The following is a 23,186-nucleotide window of genomic DNA, read 5'->3' as shown; positions in this document are numbered from 1 at the left end:
TGGCGTGGCGGATCCGGCCGGGAGCGGAGCGCCCCGGCCGGACGGCATCAGTCTTCGTGGTGGCCGTTGACGAAGGAGAGCGTTGCGAAGTGATTGACCGTGTCGGCCTTGCTCAAGTCCGCGAACGGCGCCGCATGCGAGACGGCGATGACGTTCAGTCCCTCGTTGCGGATCAGCACCTCGGCGACGCCATCGGCATCCGTCTTGCCGAGGCTCGCCTCCGACGCGTTGACGTAGTCCGGCGTGATGGCGACGCCGGCGAGCGGCTTTCCGTCATAGAGCACGCGCACCTTGAACAGTGCGCCGGCGGCAAGCTCGGTCGGGTTTGCCAGCGGCACGATCTGCAACGGCTGCGCCGGCAAGGCGGGCACGACGTCGCCATGCAGATGGCGGATAGTGACGTTGTGCTTCCAGTTGTCACCCGCCTCCGTCGCGCCTGGAACCTCGTCCTTCGGCTTGGCGACCCATTTGCCGTCCGCGCCCTTCGAATAGAAACCGTTGCTGAAATCGACGAGCAGGATCGCGGCATCGTCCGCCGCCTCGATCACGGCCCGTTTGTCGCCGGCAATCGCCTTGGCGTCGACCACCTTGCCCGCCTTGTCGATGGCGCGCACGGCCTTGACCTTGGCCGGATCATAGGCGCCGTCCTCGGCGCCATGGCCATAGACGATGCCAGTCTCGCCCCAGCGTTCCGCCGTCCAGATGCCATGCGCGGAAGCGGTGACGCAGCCGAAAAGCAGGGCGGCAGAGGCGAGGAGAAGGCGTTGGGTCCGCATCGGGATACTCCGTATGTGTTATGTTATAACATAACATTCATAGGAGATGATGCGGCCGCTGGCAACAGTCTTTTGAACGGCATGTTGCGCAGCCCGCTCATGCGAACTTCGCCCACTCCACCCTCAACATGTTGAGGACGTTGTTATGCGAAGGTCTCCCTCAGGGAGAGGTCAGAGGCCCGATTCCACCCGAATGGATCTTGCGTCAGGGCGTCGCGTCGGCGGCACCGTCCGGGTGAAACGTGTAGCGGAAGTCACAATGCTCGGCGCCTTCCATCAGCGTCTGGGTGCGCTCCAGCGTGATGCGCGGGTCATAGCCCTGGCAGAAGACGCTGTCGCGATTGCAGGAGAGCAGATGGCCGATCGAGCCCAGCCCCATCTCGCGATAGCTCTCGGCATAGCGGCAACGATGGACGTTGTAGTCGAAATGCGTATCGGTCGCCCGCACCACGTCGATCTGAAGTGCATCATCCTTGGTCCAGAGCGATTGCAGTTCCTGGAAGGTTAGCAGGCTGGTGCCGCCCTCGGTCCGCTCGGCAAAGGCGCGGCCGGTATCGATCGCCGCCTGGCTGATCGCGGCGTCAAGAATCGCCTGCGCCTTCGCCTCGCCGATCTCGCGCACCATGCCGGCATAGATCGGCGCGATGATCGCCGCCTCGATCCGCCGCCGCTGCAGGATCCCGATCTCGCCCTCGGTCGCCGTCTTGCCCGTCTCCGCTTCCGCCATGGCTCGTCTCCGTTCCACGGCGCCGTAGGGCGGCGCCGGCAAACCAGGATCTTAGTGCAGTTCCCGGCGAAAGTTCACCTCAGATCGCGGCTTCCTCGGTCACATAAAAGCGGCGTCGCGGGTTGGGACCGCGACGCCGTTTCAGCCGGCTATCGATGGATTGCGATCGTCCTCAGGCGCTCAGCGCTTGGTGATGACGATCTCGAGGTAGTCCGAGGGCACCACCAGCGTGCCGTCCTCGGCCTGGTTGAAGCGGGCGATCAACGCCGTCACGTCCTCGGCCAGCGCCTTCTGGCCGGCCTCGTCCAGCGCGCCAAAGGCCTTCAGCGTCGGGCCGTAAAAGCGGCGGAAGATGTCGAGGAAATGCGCCGCCGAACGGTAACGGAAATGGAAGACGCGCGGCTCGGCGGCGATGACGCGGGCCGAGGCTCCGAACATTTCGTCGATCCGCGACCGGGTGCCCCAGAGCGCCGGCGATTTCGCGCCCGGCGGCGGCGCGACATGCTTGCCGATCGTCTTGAACATCTGGCCGATGAAGCCTTCCGGCATCCAGTTGGCCATGCCGATCTTGCCGCCCGGACGGCAGACGCGGATCATTTCCGCCGCGGCGCGGTCGTGGTCGGCGGAGAACATCACGCCGAAGGTCGACATCACCGCGTCGAAGGCGTTGTCCTCGAACGGCAGGTTCTCGGCGTCGGCATGGCGGAAGGTGACGGCGAGCCCCTCCGCGTCGGCGCGCTTCCGGCCCAGCGCCAGCAATGCGTCGACATAATCGGTCGAGGTGACGTCGCACCAGCGCCGGGCGGCGGCGAGCGTCGCGTTGCCGTTGCCGGCGGCGACGTCGAGGACATGCATCCCCGAGCGCAGGTCCATCGCCTCGGCGAGGGCTTCGCCGACGATCTGCAGGGTCGTGCCGACGACGGCATAATCGCCGGACGACCAGGTCGCCTGCTGTTTCGCCTTCAACGCGGCGAGATCGGGGGCCGCGGCCATCGCGGCGGCGGCGGCAGTGGCGGGATTCATGGCTTCGCTTGCAATCGTGGTCATGGACATGCTCGTCTCCTGGACGGTTTGGCGCCGATGGCGCGTTGTCGAGCGTTCGATCGGCCGCGCCTGGCGGCCGTGACGGGTGATGTGAAGCGCGGTTGCGCCGCCGGTCACCCGGCGACACCTTGGAAATCGGTAGCGTTATGAGGGCACCGATGAGCCGAAGCGGACGTCCTGTCCGCTGCCCGGGATCATGCCAACCCGACTGAGGCTGCTCGCGCCTTGCCGCGCTTGTCTGCCCGACACGATGTCCCTGAGGCGGCGCATTGGGTACCCCAGTTAACGCAGCGGCAGAATGATCCATCCGCCGGATTTCTTGCCCGAGCGTCCAGACCTGCTATTCTCGGATGACCTTACGTCAGGAAGCTGCGACCAGGACCGTATCGCGCGGCGCCGCTCGCGGCGGTCCGGCGGACGTTCGGCCCGCATCTGGAAATTGGCGTGACTGCGGCCTTTTCGGTGTCGCTCATGAGTGTCGACGACAAGATCGACGTCCTTTCGGACGTGCTTTCGGCCATCCGGCTCACCGGCGCCGTGTTCTATGACGTCTCGGCCCGCTCGCCCTGGGTGGCGGAGGCGCCGCCGACACAGCGGATCGGCGGGCTCGTTATGCCCGGCGCCCAGCACACGATCGAATATCACGTCGTCACGCGCGGCTCTTGCTGGATCTCGATCGTCGATCGCGGCGATTTCGAGCCCGTCGAACTTTGCGAGGGCGACATCGCCGTCATGCCGCAGGGCGATCCGCATGCGCTCTCGAGCCGCCCTGGCATGCGCGCCGAACCGAGATGGGACCTGCGCCGGCGTCCCGAGGACGAGTCGATGCTGCCCTTCGTGCTGACGACCGGCAACGAGGGCCCGGTCGAGACGCATCTGGTCTGCGGCTTCTTCAGCTGCGATGCGCGCCCGTTCAATCCGCTGCTGGCCGCCCTGCCCCGCTTCATGCGGTTCGGCCGCTCGGCCGGCACGCCGGACGGCCGGCTCGGCGAGTTCATCCGCTTGGCCACAGCGGAAGCCGAGAACAAACGCCCCGGCAGCCAGAGCATTTTGAACCGTCTCTCCGAGCTGATGTTCCTCGAGGTCGTGCGCCAGCACATGGACGAGCTCGGCGCCGACCGGACCGGCTGGCTCGCCGGATTGCGCGATCCCCTGGTCGGGCGGGCGCTGTCGCTGCTGCATGCCGATCCGGCGCACGCCTGGACGCTGGAGGAACTCGCCTCCGCCGCCGGCGCCTCGCGCTCGGCGCTGGCGGAGCGCTTCACGCAACTGGTCGGCTGTCCGCCGATCCAGTACCTGACCCAATGGCGCATGCAGATGGCGGCCCGGCGGCTCGCCGAGCGCGGCTCAAAGGTCGCGGCGGTGGCGCAGGAGATCGGCTATGATTCCGAAGCCGCCTTCAGCCGCGCCTTCAAGAAATTCGTCGGCCAGTCGCCCAGCGAATGGCGCGCCGGCGCGGCATGATCCGCGCTATCGGGTCAGGCCGATCGTGTTGCGGAGATAGTCGAGCACGCCATCGGTCGACCAGGAGCCGGCGTGATAGCCGACATATTTGTCGGGCCGGATCAGCCAGGCGACGCCGGTCGCCGGGCCGAAGGCGGCCTTGAAGTTGCCCTCGGCGTCATGCACCCATTCGACGCCGACGGGCTGCGCATCCGAGAGTTCCGCCGTGACGGCGACGACGCGCACCAGCCCGGGCCAAGCCGCCTCGAATTCCGCCGCCGCGGCCTCGGCTTTTTCGAGATCACCCTCGCCCACTGCCACCAGCAGGACGAAGCTCGGCCCGCGCAGCAGGTCGAACAGCCGGAGCGGGTAGCCGAAGCCGAAGCGGCGCAGGCCGTGCGCATCGGGAACCCGGTCGCCGGCCTGGACGCTTCCCTCGCCGGCCGAAAGGCTCAGCGGCCCGTCGCGATAGGAAATCAGCACCTGCGTGTCCTGCAGGCGATTGGGCGGCGTGCGGTCGCGGCCGAAATTGACGGTCTGTTCGGTGGTTCGCGCCACGACATCGACGGCCACAGGCCGGCGCTCGGCCTCGTAGCTGTCGAGCAGGCCGGCCGAGGCCTTGCCTCCCGCCACCAGCGCCAGTTTCCAGGCAAGGTTGTAGGCGTCCTGGATGCCGGTGTTCATGCCCTGCCCGCCTGTCGGTGGGTGGATGTGGGCGGCGTCGCCCGCGATGAACGCATCGCCGACGCGGTAGCGCCCGGCCAGCCGCATGCTGATGCGGAAGGTCGAGGACCAGCGCATGTCGGAGAAGGTCGCCGGCTCCGGCAACAGCCTGTCGGCAACGGCCTGCAATTCATCCAGCGTCGCGCCGGGCCTGTCGGTCTGGATGCCGTGCTCGACGCCATCCTCGGCGGTGGCGGGGGAGCCGGCGTTTGGCGCCAGCATCGAGACGCGGTAGCGGCCGTGGTCCGGCAGCGGGATGGCGATAAGGAAATCCGGCGCATCGTTTTCGACGAGGCGCATGGCGCGCATGGCGAGGCCGCGCGGCAAATCCCAGTCGATGTGGACGTCGCCGAGCATGAATTCCATCGGAAAGGCGTCGCCCTCGAAACCGATGCCGAGCGCCTTGCGCACGGCGCTGTGCGCGCCGTCGCAGCCGACCACATAGCGATAACGGCCGGTCGACGGTCCCCCGGGCGTGTCGAGCCCGACCTCGATGCCGCCCTCGGTGAAATCGAGACTGGCGAGCGCGGTGCCGCGCTCGATGGCGACGCCGAAGGTTGCGAGATGCGCGGCGAGAATTGCCTCGGTCGCATATTGCGGCACGCCGAGCGACGAATAGGGCAGATCGGAGAAATCGTGCAGCACGTCGCGCGCCGGACCGCCCGACATGGCAACCCGCGTTCCGGTAAGCCAGACCCCGGCATCGATCAGCGTGCGCGCGATCCCCATGTCCTCGAACACTTCGAGGGAGCGCGGCGTGACGCCGATCGCCCGGCAGAAAGGGGATGGCGCCGCGCTCTTGTCGATGATGCGGGCGCGCACGCCATGCCGCGCCAGCTCCGCCGCCAGTGTCAGCCCGACCGGCCCTGCCCCGACCACGAGAACTTCCGCCTGAAGATCATCCATGCCCGCCTCCTGTCACCGGCTCTAGGGACCACCCGCGCAAACGCACCGGATTGTGCCGGCGACATCGGAGGTGCGACCCAAATCTGGAACATCGTCTGGAATGCAGAGAAGAAGGCCGAGAGTGCAGCCGGGGCGAGAGTATCACGACAGTTGCACGCCAAGAAGGCCTCTGCCGCGGGCCCAATCGGCTCTCGCGCATGGAGAGCACAGCGCCGACGAAGAAGCCGAGCGCGCCGAGCAGGAGGTGGTCATTGGCGAGGTCCGGGATCCACGCCGCCTCCGGGCCTATGGGCACGTAGGGGAGGAATCGTTGCGCCCGTTGTCTGGCAAAATTAGCTTATGATTGGGCCCGCATACGCGCCGACCAAGACGCCCCCGCCTGATCCTGCGTGTCGCTTGCCCGGCCGGTTTAGTCCGAGGGAGATGGTCACGTCCCCTCCCCCGAGCGACACCCGGTTTCGTGAATGCTCGAAATGCCCATTACGGCGCCTCGATCGGTACCTGGATCTCCCGACCGTTGTGGCGAACCCGGACTCGACGAACTGATTTCCGGTCCTTGGGACGGATACCAAGGTGGAAGAGCAGCGCGTTGAAATAGATAAACGGCACCGCGACAGCCAACGTTCTCAGGGGGTAGTCGACGACCGAATGCACCAGAATGAAGAGAATGCTTAGCGCCGCAGCCTTCTGGAACAAATTGTAGCGAACCGAGGCAACCTGCCAGACGACTAGCGCGATGTAGGTGAGCAGGAGACCGGCTGACAGCAGTCCCCCCTCAAAAGCCAGCTCCAGGAAATCGTTGTGCGCGTGGTTCACGTAGCTCCGGAAGATCTCAGATGTGTCCTGGTAGATTGGATACGCCCGCGCAAACGTCCCGAAGCCGACGCCGAGAAACCAATTGTCAGCGATCCCTTCGAGGGTCGTGAGCGCCATTTGCATGCGGCTCAGATCTTCGATGCCCCGGGTCTCGAGAAGCGTCCAGGAGCCCATGGCGTAGACGCCAAGGCTGGCAACTAGCCCAGCGATTGCTCCAAGCCCAACCCGGGAACGAAGGCTGAGGAACAGAGTCGATAGCACCATGACCGCAATGCCGATCAAAGCTCCCGCCCGCGAGCCCGCGGCGAGCAGGATCAATAGAACGCAGAGCATTGCGATACCGGCCAGGATTCCCTTGCCACGAAAAGTTGCCAGATAGATCAGGAATGGCAAGGAGGCATAGAGCAGCGAGGCAAGGTGGTTGCGGTTGGCGAAGACACCGGCCGTAACCGTGAAGGGCAATGCGGTCGCAATCTCGACCCGCGAGGAAGCGCCATATTGAATAGCGGCTACCACCAGATTGAGCGCCACGCCTGTCAAAAAGAACGGTAGCAGGCCGTGCAGGCACTCGCCCCGGATCCGGAGCATGGCAAGAAATAGAAACGCCAGCGCCGAGACATAGAGCAGGCACCCCAGCGTCCGCCCCAGATCTGTGCTGATCGGAGAAAATCCAAGGCGGCCGTCAGATGTGCGAACCAAGAGGTCTGGGCGGACGGCCTCGGATAGGAGGGTCGGCAGGGGGATTAGTTGCAACAGCACCACGAATGAAACGGCCCCCACCAGCCAGACCACGCGCTTGTCGATCGGCTCGCCGTTTTGATCCGCCAGCACACTCGCCGACACCAGCAAGATAATCGCCTCGAGGGCAGAATCCGTCCAAAGACCCGAGGCGGCTCCTCCACCGAGCATCATCGCCAGCACCATTACGGTGCCCAGCGCATATTTGCGCCAATCAGTTGCCAGACGCTGCACGGTCGATTCTCTCAATGCCCAGGCTGTGGAAGGTGGCGCGACCGGAATAACGGTAGACCCAGCTATCCGCGACGAGACCGGAACGCAGTTCGACGCTTTGCGCCGCGCAGTCGTCGACCTCGAATTCTGTCGAGATCTGGCGATCGCGATAGGTCCCGGGATCGACATCGATGCGGGCGATCTCGCGGCTCGGCGTCAGGCAGCGGACGGACCAGTAGAGACCGCGCGGCACGACCAGGCTGACGGCGGATGTCTCAGCGGCGAGCCGGTAACGGCCCGGGCCGAGCAGGACGGTCTGGCGAAGGCGGATGTCGCGCGCCGGCTTGTTGAGAAAGCGGACCCCTGCCCCAGCATAAGGTGGCGCTCCATCGAACCGGACCTCTGCGGCCGAGGTCGAGGCAAACTGCCAATTGAAGGGCGATGGGCTGGCGGCGGCATCGAAGCGGCCATTATGCACCAATCCGGTACGGCCGAAATCCGCATCAGACAAGGTCAGTAGAAACAGCCTATGTGCATCGTCATAACGCTTGGCACGCAGGAAGCCGTTGACGACGGTGCTAATTTCGCCGGGCGTTGGGAAGGCCGCGGAATCAGAGAGGTTCAGGAGAAGGCTCGAAGCCAAGGGCAGGCCTGCATCGCTTCGCGCCAGCGCAGCCAGGAAGCGAGTGCGCCAAGGCGGAGCCGCCTGGAGAACATCGAGGACAGCTTGGTGCCCTTCCGGACTAGCCAGTAGTCCCGGCAGCGCCGACTCTATCCCCTTGAGCTCACTCGGCCAGCGACGCAGCATCACGTCCAGCAGGCCCACGGCCTCTACAACGTCGCCACGATCACCGGCCGCCAGTATCAATTGGCTAAGGGCGTGCAACTCCGTTGGCGAGACCCGATGTGCCGAGGCGAAGAGCTGCTCGGCGGCCGCGCGGTCCCCCTGGCGTTGACGCACCTCGCCAAGCAAGGACAGGAAACGCGCATCCACGGGCGCGAGCCACAAGCCGCGCTTCGCATCATCGACCAGCGCCGCAGGGTCCGGTTGGGGCTCATCCTGCCCATTGAGGGCGCTCGAGAGAGACGCGACACGCGCATCAGCATTCAAGGGGTTAAGCCGTAGTGCGGACTGCGGCGCCGAGGTTTCAACCGACCGGCTTAAGCCTTCGACCAAGACGAGCAAGGACAACACGAGCGCGGCCGACCAAATTGCGATGGCGATGGGCCGGTTGTTGCGTTTCAGACTTGCTGTCGCCACTCTGCCCCTCCAGCTTCGGCGTCTCTCCGCCATAGTTGTAATAGTGATAGTTCATGTATCGATAAGCATAGCTGTAGTCGAACTTGCCGACGCTGAACCTGGAAAGGGCCGCCCCTACGACCTGCGCCCCGGCGGACTTCAGCCTCTTCAGCGCATTCTTGGCGGACTTCCGAGTGACCTTGTTGGCACAAACGACGAGCAATGTACCCTGAGCGAGACGCGAGAGGATCGGCGCGTCCGATAGGCCGACCACAGGCGGCGCATCGATCAGCACCAAATCGAAGCGCTGCGACATCCTCTCGATTAACTGGGCCATGCGCTGCGACGACAGCAAATCGGCCGGATTGGGCGGAATGGTTCCGGACGTGATTGCCCAGACGTTCTCTTCCTTGGTCTGCCGCACCACGGTTGACAATTCCTCAGCGCGCACCGTGTTTGTCAGCAGATTGCTCAGCCCGAGTGTGTTGTCGATACTAAACTGACGATGCACATTTGGTTTGCGGAGATCTCCGTCAATGACCAGGACTTTTTGGCCGAGCACGCCGAAATCCTTGGCCAATTTGAAGACGGTGGTCGATTTTCCTTCGGACGGTTCCGACGATGTGATCACAAGCGTCTTGGGAGCCCCGTCAGTGCCGGAAAACTGAAGGGCGGTCCGCAGGCTCCGATAGGCTTCCGACAATCCGGAGGTCGGATCCGCGATGCTCTCGGCCAAAAGCTCCGCATCCACCTCAGGCAGAATGCCCATGACAGGCAACTGCAGTTCCTTCTCGACCTGATCGGGATTGACGAATGTATTGTTGAGCAGCTCAAGGACATAGATAATCGTAGCGGCCATAGCCGCGAATAGCATGATAGCGATTGCCAGGTTGATCGAAAGCCTCGGAGAGACCGGGAACCGTGGCAGCGGTGCCAAATCAACAATAACCGCGTTCTGCTGACGCAGTTCCGATGTAATGTTCGCGTCGCTTAACTTCCCAATCAGGCTCTGGTACTGCGCTCGATCCGAGTCAACCTCACGCTTTAGTATCGTATAACGTATATTTTTATCTTGATACGTGGCCTGCTCGGCCTGCATCTCGGCTAACTTTTGCTTCAGATCGGCCTCTTCGGCGGTCGCATCGTCGAGCTTTAGCCGGACACCATCCGTTATGATGGCAACACCGTCGTCATATTGCTTGCGCAGTTCCCTGATCTGCGCCTGAAGTTGCTGCATTTCGGGAAAGCCGGGCTTGAAGGTTCCTAGTTTTTGCTGATATTCGGCACTACGCGCAGCGATCTCACCCCGCAATTTCTGCAGTCCCTCGCTGACCAGAACCTGTTCAAGGCTCGCCCCGCGGCCCGCGTTGATCTGCTGAACCAGTCGCTCTTGACTAAGACGGTCTTCGACGGCCTTCGAGAGCGCGGCATTGATCGCTTGCATACTATTTTCGATCAATGAACCTTCCGAGCCGGTGACCGTGATGCCGGCTTCCTTAGCGTAGTCGACCAGTTCTTGCTCGGATCTCTGCAGCTTGGTTTTAACCTGACCGACCTGATCCTGGATAAATTGCCGCGCCAGTTCCGACGTCGCACCGGTTTGGTCGACGCGCTGGTCGATGTAGCTCTGGGCGATCTGGTTGGCTACCTCTTGCGCCGTGCGACGATCCTGGTCTCGATAATTGATGGACAGCAGGCTCGTGTTGGTAACGAGATCGACAGCAAGATTGTCGACAATCCGATTGATCGCAATTTCCTCGCGTTCCTCCGGCGCATAATCATCCAACGCCTCCGAAGCACTAGCCCCAAAAGCACGACGGAAAATATTGCCGATGGCGAAATCGGGCGCAGGGAACAGAAAGGCCGTCCGCTCAGACAGGCCCAACCCGAGCACGACGCGCTGCGCCAAGGCACGGCTCTTCAATCGTTCGCGAGCCGTCAGGAAGGCCCGGATGTCGGAAGACTCGGAGACGAGTTCCATATCCTGGAACACGCGTGCCGATGGAATCTGCACTTCAAGTCGCGCCGTCGCCTGATACTTTGGCGTCTGCATCATCGTGATGGTTAGTCCGGAGACCAGGCCTACCGCGAGCAGGATAGCAATCAGCCAGCGATATTCGACGATATAGAACAGCAGCCGGAGCGGGTCGATGCCTGCGGGCTCCTCCGCTTCCGGGTAGCCATACAGGCGCTGCCCATATCCAGGGCCATTATAGAAATCATTGGCAGGCAGGTTCGCGGCACCATCGCGATCCAAGGCCATGGTACGCCGGTCATGCATAGATCTGGCCCCGTAAATTCAGAATTGGCGGCATGGCGCTATGGAATCGCAAGACGCGCAATTGGTGTCGCCACGCCCAAGGCTTCCTTCAGATTCTGCATCGCAATCTTGCTGCCAGAGCTGAATACAACGACAACATCGCCGCCATAGAGGCGCGGATCGCCGCGCTGTCCCGCCCGGATCTGCCCGACATCATAGTTGGCGACCAGCTTCTGACCGTTGATGTCACGGTAGACATACACCTTGTGCTCATCCGCTATTTTGCTCAGGCCACCACCAAGGGCGATCGCGTCGAGCAGCGACGCTGTTGGCGGTAGCGGATACACGCCGGAGCGCCCCACTTCGCCATCGATCGTGACGCGTCGTGAGACCGAGTCCTTTACGGCGACCGTGATTTGCGGGTTCTGGAGATAATTCGCCGAATAGGCGCGCGTAATCTCCGCCTCAACGGCGCGCAAGGGTTTCCCGGCAACAGAGAGCGCCCCAACCAATGGCAGGCTGATCCGGCCGGTACTATCGACCTGGACGGTGCGCGAAAGGTCGGGGACCTGGAAGACGAATATCTCCAGCGTGTCTGCAACGGCAACGGGTTGTTCAGTGCCTCCCGCCGTCGAGGGCGGCGCCGGCAATTCGGCAACCTGACGCAACGCGCCATTGTACTGGCCAGTCGATGACGACGTCGTAACAGGTGTAGCCACGCCGCTGGCCGGGCGCTCGGCGCCACCCACGGTGCAACCGGCCAGCAAGGCGGCCGCCGCGATGACTCCGTAACGTCTAACTCGCGGTCTAGCCTTCATGGCGCCGATCTCCCAAAAAGTGTCGCATCGAATTACCCAGGAGACGACGAAGGCCGCTTGGCCGCTTCTGCATGGATCCCCTGCCGGACTGTGTCTGGCCTACGGGTTCGACCCGTTCGTTGGCGAGAATGCGCCCGGGCGTCTCGACAAACATCCGGTTAGCCTCTGCCAATCCGAGCGAAGCCTCGACGGCCGCGAAGGCCCTGGACAGAACCGGCGGGCGGCCTTTCAGGTTGTGCGCGTCGCTCGCAAAGAGATCGACCCTCCCCTCGCCCAGCATCCGCTCCGCCAACTTCTGCGCCGAAGCGCCGAAATTGCCGGTCACCGAGCCGGCGGTAATCTGGAGCAACGCGCCCATCGCGTTGACCCGCTCGAGGATGCCGTAATGGGCCTGCATCCAGGTAAGCCGCTCGGGATGGGTAAGGATCGGCGTGTATCCGGCCGAGATCAACTTCTGCACGAACTCGGCAAACCGCGGCGGCAGGACGTGGTGCGGCGGCTCCAGCAGGAAATAGCGCGTCCCCGCCAGCGTCGGCGCGAAACCCGTCGTTAGTTTCTGCGCCAGATCCGGGACGATGTGGATATCCGCGCCCGTCACGAGCCGCAAATCAACGCCAGCCTCATCGAGCGCAGCCTGCAAGGCATCGGTCCGGCGCGAAATACCCTCACCATCATTGTGATAGAGGCCGGGCATGATGTGCGGCGTGCACGCCATCACACGGATGCCATCGGCGACAGCCATGCGCGCCATCGCGATAGAGGTCGCCAGATCTGGCGAGCCATCATCGCAGGCTGGGAGAATATGAGTATGAAGATCAATCACAGGCTAAGCCCCGGCCAGTCGAGACTCAAGCCCGCCAATACACCACCAGATACAAATAAATCTCGTCAGGTCCAATGACTATCAGGGACTGGCGGGAGAATCCTCACCGGACGAGACCGCAAGCGCGACCGCTCCGGCCACCAAAGCTGTCCCACCAATGACCAACGGGACCGTCGGGATGCTCGACTTGGCGGCAAGACCCGGAGCGACAGCACCACCCGGCACGGACGCGCAAACCCCACCCTGAACCCGTTGCAGGAGCAGTTCCTGTCCGGACTGAACTGCGAGGCCGCACGACCCGATAGAAACCTTGGCGGCACCGTTCGCACCGACGGCGACACGCTCTCCAACAAACAGCTTCTGGCCAGAAACACCGATCCGGGGAGCCGCACTGCCGGACACCACGACGCGCCCGCTCGCCGACGTCAGAATAGCGGCCTGAGCCGTAGAGGCCGCGAAGCACCCGCAATCACCCGCGGTCAGCGCCTGCGCACCAGAAACCGAAATTCCCGAAACAGCCGCCATGGCGATCATGCCCGAGGCGATAAGCCTTGCTGCAGACATCGGTAACCCTCTCAACAGTATGACCAGCTTATTACAAGCCAGCGCATTCAATTTCAGACTAGCAACCTAAAGTCCGCAAATCAAGAGCGGTCCAAATCCAGGCGGAACAACTTTTACGATCAAGCGGCACAAAAACAGTGAACAGTCGTAAGATTATTCACAATTTGTAACGGATAAAATCCTATTCAGTCCGCAAATCTAAAATATAAATTTTGCGATCTAGTGTATTTTTCTCAAATAATGCCCGCGACTATGCGGCCTGTGTATCGCTTAACATGATGCCAATCAACTGAGTCGGCAATTCAGGCGGAATATACTCCGACTCAAATCCCTCGACAGTACGTTGCAAGACACGTAGTGCGCCCTGGATGTCGTGATCGCGAACCGCATTCTCAAGTTCGATCAGAGCGGCATCAAGATCGTGAAAATCCGTCGGCCCGTCCATCGACCGCATTATCTTTGGATGTGATGTCGAAAGCACATCGCCCGAGACCAGCAGTTCCTCGAACAGCTTCTCGCCAGGACGTAAGCCCGTGAAGGCGATCTCGATGTCGCCTTGCGGCGTCTCGGCATCTTTAACCTCTAGCCCGGACAGGTGAATCATCCGCTTTGCCAGGTCGAGAATCGCAACCGGGGTGCCCATGTCGAGCAAAAACACGTCACCGCCCTTGCCGAGGCTGCCAGCCTGTACAACTAGCTGCGCGGCCTCGGGAATCGTCATGAAATAGCGGATGACCTCGGGATGGGTCACAGTCACCGGCCCTCCCGCGGCGATCTGCTTCTGGAACAGCGGGATGACCGAGCCCGACGACCCCATCACGTTCCCGAAGCGCACCATGCAGTAAATGGTCTCGGCCGTTTGCGCCTGCGCATGCTGGAGCACCATCTCGGCCAGCCGCTTGGTTGCGCCCATGACGCTGGTCGGCCGCACCGCCTTGTCCGTAGAGACCAGGATCACCCGGTCGACCCCGCAGATGGCGGCGATCCGCGCCACCGCCCGAGTCCCCAAGATATTGTTGCGGATACCCTCTAGCGGGTTCGCCTCGACCAGAGGCACGTGCTTGTAGGCGGCGGCGTGGTAGATTGTCTCGACGTCATAGCCCAGCACGATCTGGTGGAGCCGAGCCTCATCGCAGACGGAGCCCAGGGTCGCCACGAGCTCGACATCCACCTCCGCCGCCAACTCGCGCAGCTCGATCTCCGTCGAGTAGAGCGCTGCCTCGGACATCTCGAACAGCACGATCCGCAACGGTTGCATCGCTAGTATCTGCCGGCACAGTTCCGAGCCGATCGATCCGCCGGCCCCCGTCACCATCACGGACTTACCGCGAACGGAGGAGAACAAGGCGCTCACTGGATCGACCGCATCGCGATTGAGCAGTTCCTGGACACCTACTTCCCGAAGCCGGTCGATATTCTCGAAGCCCGCCGCCAGCTCAACCATAGAGGGAATGGTCTGAACCCTGACGGGTCGCTGCGACAGAAAGCTAACAATCTCCTTCCGCCGTGCCCGCGAGATGGAAGGCAGCGCCAGGAATACGTCGGTCGCGGCGAATCTCTTCGATAACGCATCGACATCGCCAGGTGCATGGACCCGCCTTCCGGCGATGAACCGTCCCTGCAGGTCCTTGTCGTCGTCGAGGTAGGCGACTGGCCGGAACTCGCGTCCAGCATGCAGCGCGGCCACCAATTGGAGGCCGCTCTCGCCGGCGCCATATACGATGACGGGGCGCTTCTGGAAGCCGCGCTCTCGCAGCAGCTGATAGTAACTCCTGGCAGCGCCGCGGCCGATCACCATCAAGAAGGCCAGCAGCAGCCCGAAGATGATCGGCGTGGAGCGCGGCAGGAACAGTCCGAAATCAAAGAAGCCGAACGCCGCCAGGATCAGGGACAGCATGAAGCTCGCCTGCGCGATCCGGATGACGTCATGCCGGCCCAGCGAACGCAGCACGAACCGATAAAGCCCCAGTCCATGGAACAGCGCGACGCCGATCGGCGGCAGCACCACCAGCAGCGGCCACCCCTCCCCCCATACTTCGTCAGGCCAAACCCCACCCAGCCGAACCGCGGACGCCGCCCACAACGAAACGCCGATCAGAACCAGATCCATCGCCGCGATGATCAACTGCTTTTGTGGACGAGACAGGCCACGCGCCCGCTCATGCAAAAAATCAAGGGGACGCAATGCTTGTATTCGAGACACTATTCGACCTCTGGCGCGAAACCGCGCCATGCGAGTGATCCATATGAATGGATTTTTACGGAAGGTGGATAGGCGACCGGCGCCAGATCGATATCAGGACTTGCCGCGGTGACGATCGCCGCCTGGGCGAGCGCCACTCTTTCGGGAAACGTGCGCGACACTATGAATTTGCGGGACTAAGATTCATCCGACGAAGCCTAGGCAGTCGCCGCGCGACCTAGCGCAACGACAGGTCGCTGACCTCAAGGATCGTGGAGCGGGTCTTTTCAATCTCGTCCGCGGTCAACGTCGGATGGACCAGAAACATCAGACTGGTTTCGCCGAGTTCCCTTGCGACGGGCAATGGCTGCGTCGGGCGCCAGCCAGTCCCGTCAAACGCCTTCTCGCGATAGATCTCCGAGCACGCCCCCGAATAGCAGGGCACGCCGCGCGCCACGATCTCGGCGATGATCCGGTCGCGCGACCAATCCGCGCTCAGGCGCTCGGGACGCACGAAGGCGTAGCACTTGTACCAGCCGTGCTCGATATGGTTCGGCATGACCGGGACACGCAACACCGCCGATGACCGCGCGGCGTCCAGGATCGCTTCCGCATTCCTCGTTCGTGCGGCGTGCCACGCATCCATCTGCTTCAGCTGAAACCGGCCGATAGCGGACTGGATTTCAGGCAGCCGCCAATTCGTGCCGAAGCTTTCGTGCAACCAGCGAAAGCCGGGCGAGTGCTCGCGCTGATAGACGGCTTCAAAGGATTTTCCATGATCCTTGTAGGACCACATGCGCGACCACCATTCCGGATTGTCGGTGGTCACCATGCCACCCTCGCCGGCAGTGGTCATGATCTTGTCCTGGCAGAACGACCATGCGGCGATGTCGCCGAGCGTGCCGACTGGTTTGCCCTGATAGCGCGCGCCATGCGCCTGGGCGCAATCTTCGACCAGGTAAAGTCCGCGCGCCGTCGCCAGTTGTCGCAATCCGTCCATCTCGCAGGGCCAACCAGCCAGATGCACGGCGAGAATAGCTCTGGTGCGCGAGGTCAGAACCCGCTCGACCGTTGCGGCCGTGATGTTCTGGCTGTCCGGATCGACATCCGCGAAAACAGGAACCGCGCCGGCATTGACGATCGAAGAAGCGGAGGCAAGGAACGTCCGAGAAGTCACAACGATCTCGTCGCCGGGCCGGATTCCGAGCGCGATCCAAGCTAAGTCGATCGCCACCGTGCCATTGGCGACCACGACGGCATGCCGGCTGCCGCACCAGTCCGCGAACTCCTGCTCGAACCGCCGCCCATGCTCGCCAGTCCAGTAGTTGACCCGATTGGACAAGAGCACGTCGCGCACGAGATCGCCCTCCTCGACAGCGAAGGAAGGCCAGGGGGAGAAGGATGTATTGAGCAAGGCTCTACCTGTTGTTGCGCCGCGAACCGCTACTTTGCAAGGACGCGAGCCGGATTGCCGACGACCACACTTCCGGCTTCGACATCTTTTGTGACTACGGCGCCCATTCCAACCACCGCACCAGCACCGATTATCAACGGCTTTCCTGGACGGCCCTGCTTGAGGATCGCGGCGGTTCCAATATAGGCGCCATCATGAATATGAACATTTCCATTGCAATTTACGCGCGGAGCAAAGGTAACATAGTCACCAATGATGCAGTCGTGCGCAACGTATGAGTATATGTTTGCGTGGAAGTGCGACCCGATTCTTATATCCGATGTCAGAACGACATTCGCACACGCAATCAAACCGATACCGACATCAACTCGATCAAAAGATGCTGCAGACTTAGCCTGCACATCGAAGAAGCTCACACCACTCGCCTCGCATCGAGACGCCAGCCTCCTGCGAGCAGCGGAGTCCGCAATCGCAAGCGTGAAACTCCTATCTTCGCTGACCGCCTTCTCGAACGGAACGACCGGGATGCCGGCCACTTCTGTCCCCCATAGCGACACGTCATCGTCGACAAAGACGACGTCCAACGGCCCCCCCTGCTGTTGTCGCACCAACGGAAGCACTTCCCTCGCGAACCCACTGCTGCCGTAAATTGCCAAACGATTCAATGAATTATCCACCCTACTGTAGCCTTCATGTAGTCTTCTGCCCCTCGAAGGGGGTCATGGTCGCCTCGCCGGCGGCGCTGATGCCGTCCCGACGCAACACCTTGGCGATCGTCATGCAGAGGATCTTCACATCGAGACCAAAGCTGCGGTTGTCGACATACCAGGCATCGAGTGCGAATTTCTCGTCCCAGCTCAGCGCATTGCGGCCGTTCACCTGCGCCCAGCCGGTGATACCGGGGCGCAACTCGTGCCGCCGCGCCTGCTCGGGTGAATAAAGCGGCAGGTAGTCCATCAGCAGCGGGCGCGGACCGACCAGGCTCATATCACCATTGAGCACATTCCAGAGTTCCGGCAGTTCATCGAGGCTGCTCGAGCGCAGCAGCCGACCGAACGACGTCAGCCGCTCCTGGTCCGGCAAAGGCCGGCCCTGCGCGTCGGTCGCATCCAGCATGGTGCGGAACTTCAACATCCGGAACGGACGCCCGTCGCGGCCGGGTCGCATCTGCTCGAATAGAAACGGACTGCCCAGCTTCAGATGGACGAGGCAACCGACCAAAAGAAGCACGGGCGCAAGAATTACGAGAGCGGCAAAGGCCACCGCGATATCGAAAATGCGCTTCAGCACGTCCGCGCGCCTGAACTTTGCCTATAGGCCCGCATGTCGCATGATCTCCGCATTAACGAGGTTGACGTCGTATTTCTCTTCGGCAATTCGCCGCGATTCCGAGCCCATGCGCGCCGCGAGACCGGGATCGCGGATGAACTTTTCCATCGCGGCGGCGAGTGCGACAGCGTCGCGCGGCGGCACGAGGAAGCCGTTTACGCCCTCCACCACCGTCTCGCGACAGCCCGGCGCGTCGGTGGTCACCACCGCCCGTCCCATCGCCATCGCCTCCAGCGTCGAGCGCGGCGTCCCCTCGCGATAATAGGATGGCAGAACATAGACACTGTTCTCAGCGATCGCCGGCCGAACATCGTCAAGTCGGCCGAGATACTCGACACCGCATCCGGTGATATCTTCCAACTCCGACTGACGAATACCGTTGGGAGACTCGTCCAGGCTACCAACGAGCCTGACCGCAATATCCGGGTACTGCGCTTTGAGCAACTTCGCCGCGGCAGCCAATTCATGGACGCCTTTGTCCCGGAGAAGGCGTGCAATCATCAGAAAGCCGGGCCGGATCGGCATCGGCACCGGAGAGAACTCGACAAGGTCCACTCCCGAACCGTTGATCACCGCCGCAGGCATTTTCCCAGGCAGTATTCGCCACTTTCGGAACAACGCCATGTCATCCGGATTCTGAAAGAGCACAACGTTTGCTCTCGAGAACGCCAGCCGATACAGTACGCAGGCGAAGAACCGAGCGATAAGGCGCCTTGGCTCGTACCCATTTGAAAATGGATAGCCAAGCCCAGTGATCATCGGGACCACACGAATAACACCGGTACGCCTGGCCGCCAGAGTCCCCCAGATAACCGGCTTGATTGTGTAGGGAATGACAACATCGACCTCGTTGTCCAAGAACATCTGACGATACTGCATCAGGGCTTGAAGGTCTGCGAACGGATTGAACCCTGTCCGTGACAGGTTCAAGCCTATCGCTCTTGCCCCTAGAAACGACAAGCCATCTATAACTTTGTTGTCCATCAGAGGGGCAGTCGCGATTACGTCGAGACCTCTCGTCGAAAGAGCCGATATTAGATTCCCTCGGAAAGTAATCAAAGATTGAGGCGACGACGCCAAGATCGCGACTCGCCGAATGCCCGAGGGTCGAAGGTCAGAATCTATTGACTCGGAAGACCTAGACTTGTTCATTACGTCAGACATATAATCTACTTATGCTATCCGTGCATATTCTGCGATGTAACTATCCGCCATGCTGTCCAACGAATGCCGTTCTGCCGCGACTCTCTGACCGCCAGGCAAAGTCACCCCGGAACCAATTCGTTCCCTCAACTCGAGAATTGCGGTCGCCATCCCTTCGGCATTCGTCGTATCAACCAGAATGTTGGCCGGTCCTGCTTCCACGACCTCCCGAAGTCCAGGGGTGTCTGAAGCTACAATCGGCAAACCCGTCGAAAGCGCCTCCACAGCCACCACCCCGAATCCCTCCCATCGCGAGGGAATGAGCGCGATATCGGCCTCGTGGTAAAAAGTAGTCGGATCTTCCTGCCAGCCGACAAATCTGACGATATCGCTGAGACCCAGTTGCTTCGCATGGTCCTGCAAAGCAGCTCTAAGCGGCCCTTCCCCAACTATACAGTAGGAAGAAACACTGTCCTTGATTGTAGCGATCGCATTGAGGGCGAGATCGAAGCCCTTCTTGTGCGTCAGGGAGCCGACGGAAACGATGCGCAGTCGATCAATCTCTCTGCGCCGATCCGATTGGAAAGTCAAAATTCGACCGCCGTTTCGTGCCAAACGCAGACGCTGCTCCAACGCCGGCTGCGCCAGCCAGCCTGCGAGGCTCTCCCGGACACCGTCCGATATGCAGAATATGCGAGAGTACCGTCCATAGACGATACGCTCGACCCATCTCATTCCAGGAATATTTCTTCTTCGATTATGAGTATTATGCTCCGTCACGACCGCGCGCCTTCGCCTAAACAGAAGAATAAGCGCCGTGAAGTATATTGGCCAAGTCAAATGAGCATGGACGATATATTCCCTGAGGTCCACCCCCCCCAAGTACTTTACCAATCGCGCGCAAGCTATCGCCGATCGAGGCGAGTCGGCATCCAATGATACCTCTCCGGGCTCCAGCGGCACGCCTTGGGGGTTGGTGAGATAGACCACTTCACTTGAAATCCCCCTGAGACGTAACATTCTATTCAATTCGCGAACTAAAAGCTCAGCGCCGCCCCCGCCTGGAGCGGAAATCACATGTAGTATCCGCCACGCCGTCCTTTCATCAAGACCGAATGCTGGCTGTGAGGTCACATCCAGTCGAGACACTAATCTGCGGGGCAAAGTCATGACCTAACCGTACGTGGAACTGGAAAACGCTCAAAAGAGCGGAGAGCGGGGTGTCGTGTCCAAGGTCGCAGCAGCAACCCACCCCAGACCGCGGGGATAAGGGCCCACGCCGGCGTCGCTATGCGATCGTAAAAGGGCACACCGCTGGCGCAAACATACAGGAACGTCATAACGAGAGAGAACACGAACAATTGGGCCAGTGAGCTACTCCAATTCCCTCTAGAACGATTCAGGACAAACCCAGTGAGTAATGCGCATGATGCGAGAAAGAAACTAATCTTAAATCCAACGTTATAGCTAGGGGGCGTTGCTGCTCCGAACTCGGCATAGCGATAATAATCGGATCCGACTAAAGACAAGATATAGGACAGATAAGGAGTCAGCCCAACCATGACGTTAGTCATATAAACAATTAGGATAAGGATTTGAAATCCGAGCAACGTCGAAAACTTGAACCTTCTGGCAATCGGCAGGGCGGCGATCATCGCCCCGATCCAGACAATCGCACTCAAGTGAAGCGACACGGCCACCAGTGAGAGCACCAGTGCTGCCGCCCGGCGGCCTTCGATCCAGAGAATACAGAAGTACAAGAAGACCGCGAAGGCGGATCCTTGCCGAATTATATTCTCCGTAAACGAAGCAAAAAGCGGCGACATCACTAAAGCCGCCGCCACAAACATTGATACGATCGGTCGTCGATTCAGATGCAGACAAAATGCGTAATACGCCCACGCAAGACATATTTTAACAAAGAAAACGAATGATGTTAGCGGCAAATCCAACCAATTGAATACCCAAGTACTACCCAAATAGAGTGGCTCATATCGCATCGTTGCAATATAATTGATGAGCCCAGACTGGCCTATCTGCCCAAACGCGACCTGATATCGATAGAGATCCGAATAGATATCAGAATTTATCTTTTCCTGGAGATCCGTGGTGAACGCTGTGACAAGAACGGCGAGGAGAAATAGTGAAACACCAATCCAGAGCGCAGCGTTCGGCCGATTAGGTGCCCTTTGGATCACTGGACCTCCTACTCTGCCAAAACGAATCTAGTCTCCATGAGGCATACAGCAGTGCGTAAACTACGGACTTTGCTGAAGAAATAGCCGCGTGCTTCAGACCAGCATGTCTCCAGAAGCCTGCACTCCTCCAATGATAGACCGCTATGTACTTGTATCTCGATCGAAATCCGGCCCCAACCGACAGCCTGCCAAAGCTCGGTTGATGGTAGATTCGTGCAGGCGTGTCGGTCAGCCTTAGCCGTAACCCGCCCACGGCCATGCTACGGAACGCCAGGCTTTCGCACCCCCTGAGCTCGACAGGAAACGGAAAACGCAAATGCGTCGCCCGCTTTGCTACGAGTAAGGTTTCTCCTGGCAAGCCGGGCGAAAATATTTCCTTCGGGCCGAGGTAGATAGGGCTCTGCGGGGGACCAACCTTTTCCCCCGTCTGGCCATCAATACTCCGAAAAAAAACTCCGTCATCACCGGCATGCTTTATGATAGTTCTTGAAACTACCTCGAATGCGTTTGGAATCAGCTCATCATCCGAGTCGAGTATAACTACCCATTCCCCTTTACTCTTCTCGACCCCGGCATTCTTGGCCCCGGAGGCTCCGAGATTAACTGGGAGGCGCACATATTCAATCACGCCATTTCGGATTTCCTTCTCAAACAACTGAAGGATAACACTCTGAGTTTCGTCTTCCGAGGCGTCGTCAACGACTACTATGGTCATTTCAGGCGTATACCAGACAAGGGCAGACCGTATTGCCCTGGAAACTAGGTGGGCGCGATTGAATGTAGTTATGACAATAGTGAAGTCCATGATATCTACTTAACGCCAAGGAACTCGGATTGAACTAACCTGACGACATCAGGGGCTGGACGCGACACCTCATCCTCCCATTTCTCATAGAGAAGTGCCGGGACTGCCTCGAAATCGTTTGACCAATTGATTTCTGAGAGAAAGGCCGAACACTTTGGATGATATTCGTCCAAGAGGAATGGCACGCCCAACGCCCATGAAGCGATCGCCCCATGAAGTTTAGAAGTTGCAACCAAGGAGCACTCCGCCAGGCCATTCAGTACCTCGCCCGTATCTCCCATGTATTCTACGACGCTACACTTTGCAGCGGAATGAAAGGAGGCGATATCTACTATACAATTGTGAACCCACTCACTCGAACCCGCATCGAGCGAAAACAGGACGATGTCGTCGTACTGCCCAACCAACCTCAGGATCGCTGATTTGAACTGCCCGCTATAGCGGTCGCCATGAAGCGCCACCCCCAGTGTCCGACCTTTTCTATGATTGCGAGGGGAGATGTATCCCATCGCCAGATCGTGCGTGAACACGCGGGAAGTAACACTGTTCCTGACGCAGAAGTCCCAAGAGGCGCCGTCGCGCACTCCAACCCTATCAAGGCCTCTAACAAGCTTCGCGACGCGCAGTTCTTCACCAGGCTTTGGCGGGCCTACGGATACGCCAATCGCCAAGACCTTGCGCCCGAGAGCTTTGGCAAACCGGATCAAAAGTGGAAGCCGGTCAAACGGCCTTGCAGATTGAAACAGCGACCCGCCGCCAATGATTACGACATCCGATCTGGTAACAAGATAAGCTAGGACAACATTCCGAAAAATCGCAGCAGGAACTGTTTCAGACCGCCAGAAGCGCCCCCATCTTGGCGAAACAAATGATACACCTTTCGAAATAATACTACTCGAGCAAGCGATGGTAATATTCGATCCCGGAAATCGTCTTTGAATGAGGTCAACTAAGGCTTCATTGAACAAATCATCCCCGAAATTTCGGAATCCGTAATACCCAATAAGCAAATACCTGGTCATGG

The 23,186-nt window shown here is 60.5% G+C and carries 20 protein-coding genes; 1 reads left to right on the top strand and 19 read right to left on the bottom strand.

The window, feature by feature from the left end; all coding sequences use genetic code 11:
- Nucleotides 1-47: 47 nt before the first annotated feature.
- The 3 genes from OSH12_RS00520 to OSH12_RS00510 form a co-directional block, all read right to left on the bottom strand.
- Complete coding sequence (locus tag OSH12_RS00520; RefSeq protein WP_266341544.1) at nucleotides 48-776, bottom strand: DUF4198 domain-containing protein; 729 nt, start codon at nucleotides 774-776, stop codon at nucleotides 48-50.
- Nucleotides 777-981: 205 nt separating this feature from the next.
- Entirely contained in the window at nucleotides 982-1,503 is a 522-nt protein-coding gene (locus OSH12_RS00515) for an L-2-amino-thiazoline-4-carboxylic acid hydrolase (RefSeq protein ID WP_266341543.1), read from the bottom strand.
- A gap of 180 nt (nucleotides 1,504-1,683) precedes the next feature.
- Complete coding sequence (locus OSH12_RS00510; protein WP_380224347.1) at nucleotides 1,684-2,550, bottom strand: class I SAM-dependent methyltransferase; 867 nt, start codon at nucleotides 2,548-2,550, stop codon at nucleotides 1,684-1,686.
- A gap of 468 nt (nucleotides 2,551-3,018) precedes the next feature.
- Between OSH12_RS00510 and OSH12_RS00505 the strand changes: the two genes are divergently transcribed.
- Entirely contained in the window at nucleotides 3,019-4,011 is a 993-nt protein-coding gene (locus tag OSH12_RS00505; RefSeq protein ID WP_417448654.1) for an AraC family transcriptional regulator, read from the top strand.
- Nucleotides 4,012-4,017: 6 nt separating this feature from the next.
- Here the strand turns inward: OSH12_RS00505 and OSH12_RS00500 are convergent, their stop codons facing one another.
- From OSH12_RS00500 to OSH12_RS00425, 16 genes are all read right to left on the bottom strand, one after another.
- Nucleotides 4,018-5,619, bottom strand: a complete 1,602-nt coding sequence (locus OSH12_RS00500) for an FAD-dependent monooxygenase (RefSeq protein ID WP_266341541.1) — start codon at nucleotides 5,617-5,619, stop codon at nucleotides 4,018-4,020.
- Between the two features lie 480 nt (nucleotides 5,620-6,099).
- Nucleotides 6,100-7,407 carry an O-antigen ligase family protein gene (locus tag OSH12_RS00495; protein WP_266341540.1) on the bottom strand — a complete coding sequence of 436 codons (1,308 nt, stop codon included), beginning with the start codon at nucleotides 7,405-7,407 and terminating at the stop codon, nucleotides 6,100-6,102.
- Nucleotides 7,388-8,647 carry a tetratricopeptide repeat protein gene (locus tag OSH12_RS00490; protein WP_266341539.1) on the bottom strand — a complete coding sequence of 420 codons (1,260 nt, stop codon included), beginning with the start codon at nucleotides 8,645-8,647 and terminating at the stop codon, nucleotides 7,388-7,390. The genes OSH12_RS00495 and OSH12_RS00490 overlap by 20 nt, the downstream gene beginning before the upstream one ends.
- Nucleotides 8,535-10,889: a GumC family protein gene (locus OSH12_RS00485; RefSeq protein WP_266341538.1), complete on the bottom strand. Its 2,355-nt coding sequence runs from the start codon at nucleotides 10,887-10,889 to the stop codon at nucleotides 8,535-8,537. Before OSH12_RS00485 ends, OSH12_RS00490 begins: the two co-directional genes overlap by 113 nt.
- Before the next feature lie 56 nt (nucleotides 10,890-10,945).
- Nucleotides 10,946-11,704, bottom strand: a complete 759-nt coding sequence (locus OSH12_RS00480) for a polysaccharide biosynthesis/export family protein (RefSeq protein WP_266341537.1) — start codon at nucleotides 11,702-11,704, stop codon at nucleotides 10,946-10,948.
- Complete coding sequence (locus OSH12_RS00475) at nucleotides 11,694-12,527, bottom strand: tyrosine-protein phosphatase (RefSeq protein ID WP_266341536.1); 834 nt, start codon at nucleotides 12,525-12,527, stop codon at nucleotides 11,694-11,696. Before OSH12_RS00475 ends, OSH12_RS00480 begins: the two co-directional genes overlap by 11 nt.
- An 81-nt stretch (nucleotides 12,528-12,608) precedes the next feature.
- Nucleotides 12,609-13,091 carry a hypothetical protein gene (locus OSH12_RS00470; RefSeq protein WP_266341535.1) on the bottom strand — a complete coding sequence of 161 codons (483 nt, stop codon included), beginning with the start codon at nucleotides 13,089-13,091 and terminating at the stop codon, nucleotides 12,609-12,611.
- Nucleotides 13,092-13,341: 250 nt separating this feature from the next.
- Nucleotides 13,342-15,276, bottom strand: a complete 1,935-nt coding sequence (locus OSH12_RS00465) for a polysaccharide biosynthesis protein (protein ID WP_266341534.1) — start codon at nucleotides 15,274-15,276, stop codon at nucleotides 13,342-13,344.
- A gap of 235 nt (nucleotides 15,277-15,511) precedes the next feature.
- On the bottom strand, nucleotides 15,512-16,687 hold the full coding sequence (locus tag OSH12_RS00460) for a DegT/DnrJ/EryC1/StrS family aminotransferase (RefSeq protein ID WP_266341533.1): 1,176 nt from the start codon (nucleotides 16,685-16,687) through the stop codon (nucleotides 15,512-15,514).
- A gap of 29 nt (nucleotides 16,688-16,716) precedes the next feature.
- Nucleotides 16,717-17,364, bottom strand: coding sequence for a NeuD/PglB/VioB family sugar acetyltransferase (locus OSH12_RS00455; RefSeq protein ID WP_266341532.1), 648 nt, complete (start codon nucleotides 17,362-17,364; stop codon nucleotides 16,717-16,719).
- Between the two features lie 13 nt (nucleotides 17,365-17,377).
- Nucleotides 17,378-17,974, bottom strand: coding sequence for a sugar transferase (locus tag OSH12_RS00450; protein WP_323180602.1), 597 nt, complete (start codon nucleotides 17,972-17,974; stop codon nucleotides 17,378-17,380).
- A gap of 24 nt (nucleotides 17,975-17,998) precedes the next feature.
- Nucleotides 17,999-19,168, bottom strand: coding sequence for a glycosyltransferase family 4 protein (locus OSH12_RS00445; protein ID WP_266342411.1), 1,170 nt, complete (start codon nucleotides 19,166-19,168; stop codon nucleotides 17,999-18,001).
- A 21-nt stretch (nucleotides 19,169-19,189) separates the two neighbouring features.
- The gene (locus OSH12_RS00440) at nucleotides 19,190-20,329 is read right to left on the bottom strand and encodes a glycosyltransferase family 4 protein (RefSeq protein WP_266341530.1); all 1,140 of its coding nucleotides are present in this window, start codon (nucleotides 20,327-20,329) and stop codon (nucleotides 19,190-19,192) included.
- On the bottom strand, nucleotides 20,326-21,357 hold the full coding sequence (locus OSH12_RS00435) for an EpsG family protein (RefSeq protein WP_266341529.1): 1,032 nt from the start codon (nucleotides 21,355-21,357) through the stop codon (nucleotides 20,326-20,328). Before OSH12_RS00435 ends, OSH12_RS00440 begins: the two co-directional genes overlap by 4 nt.
- Nucleotides 21,338-22,162, bottom strand: a complete 825-nt coding sequence (locus tag OSH12_RS00430) for a glycosyltransferase family 2 protein (RefSeq protein WP_266341528.1) — start codon at nucleotides 22,160-22,162, stop codon at nucleotides 21,338-21,340. The genes OSH12_RS00435 and OSH12_RS00430 overlap by 20 nt, the downstream gene beginning before the upstream one ends.
- A 5-nt stretch (nucleotides 22,163-22,167) precedes the next feature.
- Entirely contained in the window at nucleotides 22,168-23,184 is a 1,017-nt protein-coding gene (locus OSH12_RS00425; RefSeq protein WP_266341527.1) for a polysaccharide pyruvyl transferase family protein, read from the bottom strand.
- Nucleotides 23,185-23,186 lie beyond the last annotated feature (2 nt).

Source organism: Kaistia terrae (genome assembly GCF_026344005.1).
GTDB lineage: Bacteria > Pseudomonadota > Alphaproteobacteria > Rhizobiales > Kaistiaceae > Kaistia > Kaistia terrae.
This window is presented reverse-complemented; position numbering and strand designations above follow the sequence as displayed.